We start from the raw sequence: 10,265 nt of genomic DNA, 5'->3' as shown, positions 1-10,265 counted from the left end.
CGCGATAAATTACCCTGAACTGGAAAGCTTCTTTGCTGATCTGAGAGGCGTTAAGATTATAAATGTTTTTCATCATCAAATCCCAAGTAGGAATTGATGTATTTATTCTTGCCGGTCGAAGCATTTTCAAGAAGATGACATTGTCTTCAGATAGGTTTTGGTAATCTTCTGAGAGCTCACCCACTTTATAACTTTGTCCGTTATAGGTGTATTCATAGGAAACCGCAATTACTTCATCGTTTTGGAGTTTTCTAGAAAGGCTAAAATACCCCAACTGCCGATCAAAGGTATATTCATTTTCTGCAAGTTTTCTCGCCCCATTGATTTGTTCAAAATCAAGCCCTCTTTCCAGCCCAAGGTCATTGCTAATTGCGGTGGCGGCTGTTTCAAAATTTCTAAAGGATGGATTGCCTTTTAGGTTATCAAAGAGCGCATTGGCAGCATTAGAGGCCGGGGATTGTGGATTTCCTGTGCCAATATTAGGGTTGGAAGGTTTAAATATCCTTTGTCCTTCCCCCAAATCCACAAAAGCGGCAAAATTCCGGAGGGTTTCGGTATTGTTTGCCCTATTAAGAATGTAGACCTCTAGCCGTGTGATTTGCACCCCAGACAAGACTTGGGGTAAACCTCTCAGCCAATTCTCATAATTGTTTCGGAAAAAGTGACCTAAAAAAAAGTGTCGATTTTCATCGTAATTTGATGCCCTAACCTCAAAAGGCCTCCCTTGATTTCCTCCTTCAATAATGATTTCGTCCCTTCTGCCACGTTGAGTGGAGGCAACTGTGGTCATGAATAAGTTCCCAAATTGCATTTGGGTTTTAACACCAAATAGATTTTGAGCCCCTTGAATTAAGCTGTTTTGAACAGGCATGCTGACATTTCCTATTTCAATTGATTTAAGGATGTCTTCTTCGAACCCGCCGTATTCCACCTTTAGTTGGTTTTCAAAATCAAAGGAATTGTTGCTGTCGAAATTCGCACCTATCCGCACTTTTTGCCCGAGCATCCCATTGACACTCATTTGGATTTGTTGGTTGAAATTAAAATTCCCGGTTTTCTGTTGCCGAATGGGAATGGAAGGATTGTCAATCCTTCTAAATATTCCTCCAAAATCCAGGTTAACATTTCCTGTAGGTACTATTGTAATTTCGCTGCCTCCAAATAGCCTGTCGAAGGTTGGACTCATGGTAATAGGCGGGATCAAGCCCCTTCCACCCACGGCACTTTCTCCATCTAGGCCTCTAGATCTGTCTCTCCAGTATTGTTGCCTGATTCTATATTCCTGCATTCTTGAATAATCATCGAAATCCAGGGAATAGCCCGGGTCTGTTGACGTAGAATCGGTGTTCGGGTAGATTCTGTAGCTTACTGCAGTATCTACTTCCACTTCTATCCTTTGATTTTTTTCAGGTTTCAATAAAAAAGGAGTGTCCCTTCTCAAAAATGGATTTTGATAGGGATACAGTGGTTTGGTATTTAAATTGTCCCACAATAAAAAAGAGGGCAAAGACCTTCTTTTATTTAAAGTGTCCATCAAACTGGGAACAGTGTCAGTGGGTGTAGTCGTTGGCGATTGGCGGGCATATACGCCCGATAAAGACATCATTAACACTATAAAAAACAGTCCTGATAGGGAAGTAGGATAGTGTTGCAATGACTTATTTCTCCAAAAAATATTTGAGAAAGTAAAGACCAACGTAGTTATATTATGATGATGACTTTAAAGATGCTTTAATTAATGCTTCTAAAGAAACATCGGGACCACTTTTTTTCAAAACAGTCATGATATTTTTCTCTGCCTGAGCCTTAGTGAAGCCTAAGGTAATCAAAGCTTGTAACGCCTCTTGTTTTAATTTATTGCTGTTTTGAACAAAGCCCTGCGTCCCTCCCTCAGGAGCAGAAATTCCATCTTTTATAATTTTGTCTTTTAGTTCCAAAACAATCCTCTGTGCGGTTTTGGCACCGATTCCTTTTACTCGCTGAATAGTCGGGTGGTCCCCTGAACCGATTGCTTGCTCTAGTTCAGGTACAGTCAGGCTAGAAAGAATCATTAAACCGGTACTTGCACCAACTCCTGATATCGAGATTAAATTTAAAAAAGCTTTTTTCTCAGAGGCCTCTTTGAACCCAAATAGAGTGTGCGCATCTTCTTTAATATGCAGGTAGGTATGAAGCATAATTTCTTCCTTGTCCTCAATTTTCCCATAGGTGTTTAAGGATATTTTTACTTCATAACCAATGCCATGAACATCTATGATGACATGGGTGGGGTCTTTGAATGCTAGTTTTCCTTTAAGATAAGTAATCATTCATCTGCTGTTGTTTGGGCATCCACCACTGCGATGGCTACCATGTTGACAATCTCTCTTACAGAACTACCTAATTGTAAAATATGCACTGATTTATTCATACCCAAAAGGATAGGACCTATGGCTTCAGAATTTCCAATCTCAGCGACCAGCTTATAAGCAATATTACCCGATGCCAAATCCGGGAATATCAAAGTATTGGCCTTATTATTAATCAAGGAACTAAAAGGATAATTTTCTTTCTGAATCTCTTCGTCTAAGGCTACGTTGGCTTGCATCTCACCTTCTATTACCAAGTCGGGAAACTGGGCTTTAGCCTTGGCTGTAGCCAAGGCTGTTTTTACAGGTACTTTGCCTTTGGCTGAACCAAAATTAGAATAGGACAAAATAGCAATGGTTGGCTCTATGTCAAAAAAGCGGACTCCATTGGCAGTTAAACCGATGATTTCCACCAGTTCATCGGCAGAAGGATTTTCATTTACTGTGGTGTCAGCAAAAAATAGCGGACCCTTATCTGTGTTCATGATGTACATGCCCGCAACTTTGTCTACTCCTTTTTTTACCCCGATTACCTGCAAAGAAGGTAGGATGGTTCTTGGGTAATCTTTTGTTAATCCAGAAATTAAGGCATCTCCTTCTCCTAGCTCCACCATCATTGCTCCGAAATAGTTCCTTTCCTTCATAAGCTTTTTGGCTTCATAAAGGCTCATGCCTTTGCGTTTTCTTTTGTCGTAAAGCAATTGTCCGTATTGCTTTAGTTTTGATTTATCTTCACTTGGGTCAATGACTGTGACATCATCCAAATCAAGAGAATTGGCCTTGATAAGTTTTTTAATTTTTTGTTTATTACCCAGTAAAATTGGAACACCTATTTTTTCATCCCGCATTATTTGAGCGGCCTTCAAAATTTTAGGATTATCTGCTTCTGCAAATACTACCTTTTTAGGGTCTTCTTTAGCCCTGGTCACCACTCGAGACATCAGGCGTTGGTCTATACCTATCCTTTCTTGAAGGTCTAACTCATAGGCATCCCAATCTTCTATATGCGTTTTGGCCACACCGGACTCCATGGCTGCTTTGGCCACAGCCGGAGCAATGGTGGTTATTAACCTGGGGTCTAATGGTTTGGGGATAAGGTAAGTTTTCCCAAAGGCTAACTTTGCCTCACCATAAGCCTTATTGACAATGTCCGGAACATGCTGTTTGGCTAAATCAGCGATGGCTAAGGCTGCTGCAAGTTTCATTTCTTCATTGATCCCTGTGGCCCTTACATCAAGAGCTCCTCTAAAAATATAGGGGAAGCCGATAACATTATTTACTTGGTTGGGGTAATCGGAACGCCCGGTGGCCATAATGATGTCTTCGCGGGCAGCCATCGCTAGCTCATAGCTAATTTCCGGTGTGGGGTTGGCCAATGCAAAGACTATAGGGTTTTTAGCCATGGACCTGATTTGGTCTTGGTTAATAATATTGCCCGCTGATAGGCCTAGAAAAACATCCGCTCCTTTCATGGCCTCCGTGATGGTGTGTAGGTCTCGGTCTGTAGCAAAAAGTCGATGTATTTCTGACAGACCTTTTCTGTCTTTTCGTATGACCCCATCAATGTCACACATGACTACATTTTCATATTTAACACCAAGGCCTATATAAAACCTTGCACATGAAACTGCAGCAGCTCCTGCTCCACTAACTACCAGTTTAATGTTTTCTATTTTCTTTTGGATCATTTCCAGGGCATTTAATAGTGCCGCCCCGGATATGATGGCTGTACCATGCTGGTCGTCATGCATGACAGGAATATTCATTAATTCCTTTAGCTTTTTCTCAATGATAAAACATTCAGGAGCCTTGATGTCCTCTAAATTGATTCCCCCAAAAGTAGGCTCCAGTGAACGAATGGTTTGGATTAGCCTTTCCGGATCATTCTCGTCTATTTCCAGATCAAAAACATCAATTCCTGCAAATTTTTTAAATAATACCCCTTTTCCTTCCATCACAGGTTTGGATGCAGCAGGACCGATATTTCCTAAACCCAAAACAGCTGTACCATTTGAAATAACGGCAACTAAGTTTCCCTTGGAGGTGTATTTATAAACCTTTTCAGGACTTTGTTGGATGGCGGTACAAGGTTCTGCTACGCCGGGAGAATAGGCCAAAGCCAAATCCAGCTGACTGGAAAGTGGCTTGGTGGGGACTACCTCAATTTTTCCCGGTTTCTTAAATTCATGATAATTTAACGCATCCTCTTTTCTTATCTTCATTAGGCAAGGAAAAATAATTTCCGGTTTTTTTATGTTTATTCTGATTCTGTCTTCAGTTCAAACTGTGTGGCTTGAAGAATGGTCTCAATTTCTCTAATTGATGCCCTATGGGCCTCATTAGGGTAATATACAAATCCATCCATATAGAAAATTTTTCCTTTTGCTTCGTCTACTACTGTATAGGATAGAAATGAACCTCCCATTGTTAAGTTATTGGTTTTCCAAGATCCTCGCATTTCTACGGAATACTGACCGTCTAATCTGATGTTTTTGAAAGCCGGTGGAATCTGTTTTTCTATGATTACATAGGATTCAGGTACCTCCGGGTCACCATATATATTTGGTTTGGTGATTTCATTCCTTAACTTAATAATGTTTTCCGGAAAAACCTGAGATTCGTCTTCATATGTTGTTTGGTAGAAAAATAAGCTAATATCGGGTTTGTCTACACCGATTGTAGGCTGCCTGAACCATAAAAAGTTCTCTTCCTCTTTTACAAACTGATAAGAAGCTGGAAGTTTCACTGACACTTCAAATTTTTCAGCCAGCTTAGAAACGCCTTCACCATTTATTCGATTGAAGAGGGCTTTGCCCAAAATTTCCTTTTCTTTATTGGAAAAGATGCTCTGTAGCAAATCCTTATTGGCTTTCATATTGGTGATCAACTCATCTTCATTTTCACCAAACAAATAGATTACTTCCTGGCCTACGGCGAACTCATTCTTGTTTCTTAACATAAACAATGAGGAGTCAGCCCTGCTTTTTTCAATTGATTCGGGGGAGAATTGATTGGCTACAGTCCTACTGCCCGGACGCTTATCATCAAATGTGGTAACAAATATTATATTTGATGCCATTCTCAACATACGTGTCATTTTTCTAGGGTCCACCTTTCTCATATAAAACATGGATTCTTCCCTAATAATACCTTCGATATCCGATTCGAAGATTTCTTTTAACGCATCTCCTACAGGTCCCGCATATTTGGCAGAATCTATGACCAGGATTATTTCCCCTAGGGTACCTCTGGCTTTAGGTTTATTGCTATCAGAACTGTTTGCCGAATCGTTTTGACATCCGACAAAAGCCATCGCAGTAAACAAGGCTATAATGCAAAATCTTAAACTCATAATAGTTCGTTTGTTTTTGTGTAAGCCTAATTTAGATATAATTATCGCAACTCAAAAAAATAATTAAGAAATTAGTTTGAAATTTAGCCAATGATCAACTTTTGGCCCGGTTTGATCCGATTATTGTTCAGATTATTCAATTTCTTGAGCTGATCAATGGTAACCCCTTCTAGCTTTTTGGAGATTAACCAGAGAGAATCACCCGGCTGAACAGTGTACATTTTGCCACCGTTGCTGTTGGTCGAGATGCTTTCGGAACTGGCTAAGTTTTTATCAAAACTTGATTTATCTTGATAAATATGTAAAACTTGCCCGATTTTAATTGTATTGGAATATAGGCTGTTCCATGATTTAAGCTGGCTGACAGATACATTGTACCTTTCGGCGATTTTACCCAAAACATCTCCACTTCTTACTCTGTAGGTAACATTGTGCAATGCTTTGGTCGGTTTTTTCTCCGGTAGGCTTGCCAGGTATCTCTGATTTTCAATTTTTAAAGAGTCCTTTATGGCTTCATGATTGTCAGTAATGAATGCATGACCGGATTTGGGAACATTGATACTAATTGCTTTTCCAAATTCAGGTACCTTGCTTTTTTTCAGTGAGGGATTAAGGTATTCAAGGTCTTCAATGCAAAGACCGGTATGTTTGGCTAGGCTCTCTAAAGTATAGCCATTTCCCATATTGACCTTTTCATAGGCCATAGGATAAGATGGCTCCTCTAATATTAAATTGTGTTCTTCAGCATATCTCAAGACATACATGATTGCCTGAAATTGGGGAATATAACTTCTGGTTTCTCTTGGGAGGTACCTGTATATCTCCCAGAAGGTTCGTTTTCCACCTGAGCGCCTGATGGCTTTATTTACATTTCCCGGTCCGCAATTATAAGCAGCCAAGGCCAACTCCCAATTGTTATACCTTTTATTCAATGCTTTGAGGTAGCGTACAGCAGCTTCCGTTGAGCGTTCCGGATCTAAGCGATCGTCTACGTGACTGTTATAATAGAGCTTAAAATCTTTACCCGTGGCCGGCATAAACTGCCATAGTCCCATGGCCCCAACGCGGGAACGTGCTTTTGGATTTAATCCGGATTCAATGATGGATAAGTACTTGATGTCTTTCGGCATATTGTGCTCAGAAAGATACGTATCAAACATTGGGAAAAAATGGCCTTGTCTTTCAAGAACCATTCGGGTGTATTCTCTATTCCTTACCGTGAAATAATTGATAAAGGCAAAAATAGTTTCATTGAGTTCAAAAGGCATGTCCGTATCCATTTCTGCGATACGTTGTTCCACTTCTTCATAAGTAAAATCCGGTATATATTCGTAGTCATAATAAGGCACAACTGTCTCTTCGCCCGAGGGGTCAACCGAGACAGTCAGTGCTTTTTCTTGGGCCATTGACACACTTCCTAAAGGTGCGGCCAATACCAAAATCACTATTAGTATATAGAAAGATTTTATTCTCATATTTTATTTATTAAATGCTGCTGCTGTCAAATAATTGGCAAAAGCATATAACTCAGCTTCCTTAAAGGAATTGGTCATGATTTGAAGCCCTATAGGTAAACCTTTGTTGTCCTTTCCGTTTGGTATGGAAATAGAAGGAACTCCAGAAACGGATGCTTGTACGGTAAACATATCTTCCAGATACATGGCTACAGGATCATTTGAATGTTCACCAAATTTAAAAGCAGTGCTTGGCGTGGTCGGTAAGACTATATAGTCATATTTAGTCAACAGGTCTTCCGTAAAATCCTTGATAAGCTTCCTTACTTTCTGAGCTTTAGTGAAATAAGCATCATAGTAACTCGCACTCAACACAAAGGTACCAAGCATTATTCTTCGCTTTACTTCTTCACCGAATCCTTCAGTCCGGGTGAGTTTGTACATGCTTTCTAGGTTGTGGGCATTTGGCGTTCTATAGCCATATTTTACTCCATCAAATCTAGATAGATTTGAACTTGCTTCAGCAGTCGTCAAGATATAATAGGTAGGGAGCACATAGTCCAGCAGTGGGAAATTGACTTCCTCTACCGTATGGCCCTCTTCCTTCAGTTTTTCCAGAACATTTAAAGTATTGGCCTTAATTTCCGGTTGCAATGCCTCTGAATGAACAGTTTCTTTTAAGTAGGCAATTTTAGCCGGTTTGTCGAAATGCAATAGTTTGCTGTAGGATGGGACAGGTTTTCTTGAAGAAGTGCTGTCGTAATCATCCGGGCCCGCCATTGTTTCTAGAACCAATGCATTGTCCTGAATATTATTTGAGAAAACGCCAATCGTGTCAAATGAAGATGCATAAGCAATAAGCCCAAATCTAGACACCCTGGAATAAGTGGGCTTGATGCCAATTACTCCGGTAAAAGCTGCAGGTTGTCTCACCGATCCACCTGTATCAGTACCTAAAGATACTGTACAAAGGTTGGCTTGAACAGCCACTGCTGATCCACCGGAAGAACCTCCGGGAACCCTGCTTTCGTCTATGGCATTAAGTACTTTCCCATGAACAGAGTTTTCATTGGAAGAGCCCATGCCAAATTCGTCACAGTTTAACCTTCCAATAATAATGGCATCTTCATCTATTAAGCGCTGCACTGCGGTGCCGGTAAACTGGGATTCGAAACCTTCCAAGATTTTGCTTGAGGCATTTGATTCATGTTCGTTAAAACATAAAACATCTTTTATGCCAATTACCATACCTGCAAGTTTTCCAGCTTTTCCGGCGGCTATTTTTTCGTCAATAGCTGCAGCCTGTGCTAAGGCAGATTGGCTATAAACTTCAACGAAGGCGTTGAGTTGCGCCTTCGTTTCAATTTTGCTTAAGTAATATTTGACAATCGCTTTACAATCCGTTTCCTTTTTTTCCAGCGATTTCCTTATCTCATCGAATGAACGAAATTTTTCCAACTTATTATTTGTTTGCTTTCTTGTTGTCGTCTTTCAGTCCTTCCTCCAAATCATCCTGAATTTCTTTGGTAGCATCTTTGAATTCTCTGATACCTCTACCGAGTCCTCTCGCTAGTTCAGGAATTCTTTTTGCTCCAAAAAGAAGGATAACTACCAGAACGATGACCACAAGTGATCCTCCTCCGATATTTTGTATAAAACCCAATGTATTCATGATTCGATTATTTTGATTTTGAAATTGTTACAAATATATGATTGTGCTTTTCTAACGCAAAGGAAATAAAGCATGTTGTAATTATTTTTTTTAAATATACTAAAATTTAACCATTATTTACTAGAAAGCCAAATGGTAGGATTCATTACCTGTAGGCCTTTCCATGTTTGAAAATGAAGTTCTGAATACCCATCCTCATCTGAATATACGTGTCCAATTACAGTATTGGATTGAACTTCCTCACCTGATTTTACATTAATGGTTTTCAGCCGACTATACATGGTGTAAAATTCTCCATGTTTTATAATAATTGTCCCCCCCATACCGGGAACTGTGGTGATCTTGGTAACCGTGCCGGGGAATACAGATTTCACAGGGGAATTATTGGTGGTTTGAATGTCAATGCCATCATTGGTTTCAGTAATACCTTTAAGTGTGGGGTGGGGGTAGGTGCCATATTTTTTATAAATGAAACCATTATCAACCGGCCATGGAATGTTTCCCTTGTTGCTCGCAAATGAGGCTGAAAGTTTTTTCACTTTTGGGGTCGTTGGTAATGCTTTTGTACTTGGACTTTTCGCCTTTGGTTTTTCATCTACCTTTTCGGCTGCTTTGGCCAATCTGATTTCCTCAGCTATAACATTTTTAATCAATTGGTTGAGCTCTGCCTGTTGCTTCTTTGTTGCTGCAATTTCTTTTTTAACCTCTTCTTCCTTTTTGCTTAAAGCATTGACCATTCTTTGTTGCTCTTCTCTAAGGCGGTCTAACTCTTTTTTCTGTTCTTGTTCTTCGGTAAGAACTTTTAACTGATCTTTTTTCTGTATTTCCAAATCCTCTTGCTTTTCAGCCAATTCCATGCTGACTTTTTCCATTTGTTCTACCTGCTTTTTTCGCGCATCACTGTATTGCTTCAGGTATTTTAAGCGCATATAAAATTGCTTAAAAGTGGCAGAAGAAAATATAAATGTAATGAGGTTTACCCCTTGATTTAATTTGTAGGAGGTGTAGATCATTTGGGCATATTCTTCCTTGAGTAAATCCAACTCATCACTTAATCTTTTTATATGAGCGGAAGTTATATTAATTTCTGTATTGACCAGCTGAAGCTCTTTATTGATGGTAGCAATAAACTTCTCTCGCTCCTGCAGTTTTTGATTTACTGCGCGTAATTGTTTGACAGAAACTTTTTTTTCATCCGTTGTCTTTCGCAATACGGTATCAAATTCCCGTAATCTTTTTTGAATAGCAATTTTCTCTTTCTCTAGTTTTGCTCTATCGGCAGTGATTTGAGCGGTTAAGAAAGAGGTTGATCCCAACCCAAAGAGTAATATAATAGCAAGGCAAAGTACTCTAGCTTTGCTCAATTGACTAAAAATTGTATGGGAAGTTAAGTGGGGCATCCGTTAATTCTACTTTGATCATTTCTACGTTTAAAAAAA

8 protein-coding genes are annotated in these 10,265 nt (G+C 39.6%); all 8 read right to left on the bottom strand.

Annotation, left to right across the window (positions count from 1 at the left end; genetic code table 11):
* On the bottom strand, nt 1-1,606 hold a 1,606-nt coding region (gene sprA, locus AAC037_RS10665; RefSeq protein WP_339902985.1), incomplete at its 3' end, for a cell surface protein SprA.
* A 100-nt stretch (nt 1,607-1,706) separates the two neighbouring features.
* Nucleotides 1,707-2,309 (bottom strand): Holliday junction branch migration protein RuvA, encoded by a 603-nt coding sequence (gene ruvA, locus AAC037_RS10660; RefSeq protein ID WP_339902984.1) that lies wholly within the window; start codon nt 2,307-2,309, stop codon nt 1,707-1,709.
* Nucleotides 2,306-4,570: an NADP-dependent malic enzyme gene (locus AAC037_RS10655; RefSeq protein WP_339902983.1), complete on the bottom strand. Its 2,265-nt coding sequence runs from the start codon at nt 4,568-4,570 to the stop codon at nt 2,306-2,308. Before AAC037_RS10655 ends, ruvA begins: the two co-directional genes overlap by 4 nt.
* Before the next feature lie 35 nt (nt 4,571-4,605).
* Nucleotides 4,606-5,700, bottom strand: coding sequence for a DUF4837 family protein (locus AAC037_RS10650; protein WP_339902982.1), 1,095 nt, complete (start codon nt 5,698-5,700; stop codon nt 4,606-4,608).
* Nucleotides 5,701-5,783: 83 nt separating this feature from the next.
* Nucleotides 5,784-7,175 (bottom strand): LysM peptidoglycan-binding domain-containing protein, encoded by a 1,392-nt coding sequence (locus tag AAC037_RS10645; RefSeq protein ID WP_339902981.1) that lies wholly within the window; start codon nt 7,173-7,175, stop codon nt 5,784-5,786.
* Nucleotides 7,176-7,178: 3 nt separating this feature from the next.
* On the bottom strand, nt 7,179-8,612 hold the full coding sequence (gatA, locus tag AAC037_RS10640; RefSeq protein WP_339902980.1) for an Asp-tRNA(Asn)/Glu-tRNA(Gln) amidotransferase subunit GatA: 1,434 nt from the start codon (nt 8,610-8,612) through the stop codon (nt 7,179-7,181).
* 4 nt (nt 8,613-8,616) lie between these two features.
* Nucleotides 8,617-8,826, bottom strand: coding sequence for a twin-arginine translocase TatA/TatE family subunit (locus tag AAC037_RS10635; RefSeq protein ID WP_339902979.1), 210 nt, complete (start codon nt 8,824-8,826; stop codon nt 8,617-8,619).
* Nucleotides 8,827-8,939: 113 nt separating this feature from the next.
* Nucleotides 8,940-10,190 carry a peptidoglycan DD-metalloendopeptidase family protein gene (locus tag AAC037_RS10630; protein WP_339902978.1) on the bottom strand — a complete coding sequence of 417 codons (1,251 nt, stop codon included), beginning with the start codon at nt 10,188-10,190 and terminating at the stop codon, nt 8,940-8,942.
* Nucleotides 10,191-10,265 lie beyond the last annotated feature (75 nt).

Source organism: uncultured Cyclobacterium sp., assembly GCF_963976465.1.
Taxonomy (GTDB): domain Bacteria; phylum Bacteroidota; class Bacteroidia; order Cytophagales; family Cyclobacteriaceae; genus Cyclobacterium.
This window is presented reverse-complemented; position numbering and strand designations above follow the sequence as displayed.

Excerpts from the sequence above, each read along its gene's own strand:
- ruvA (WP_339902984.1), bottom strand. The coding sequence starts at position 2,309 with ATGATTACTTATCTTAAAGGAAAACTAGCATTCAAAGACCCCACCCAT.
- AAC037_RS10655 (WP_339902983.1), bottom strand. The coding sequence starts at position 4,570 with ATGAAGATAAGAAAAGAGGATGCGTTAAATTATCATGAATTTAAGAAA.
- AAC037_RS10650 (WP_339902982.1), bottom strand. The coding sequence starts at position 5,700 with ATGAGTTTAAGATTTTGCATTATAGCCTTGTTTACTGCGATGGCTTTT.
- AAC037_RS10645 (WP_339902981.1), bottom strand. The coding sequence starts at position 7,175 with ATGAGAATAAAATCTTTCTATATACTAATAGTGATTTTGGTATTGGCC.
- AAC037_RS10635 (WP_339902979.1), bottom strand. The coding sequence starts at position 8,826 with ATGAATACATTGGGTTTTATACAAAATATCGGAGGAGGATCACTTGTG.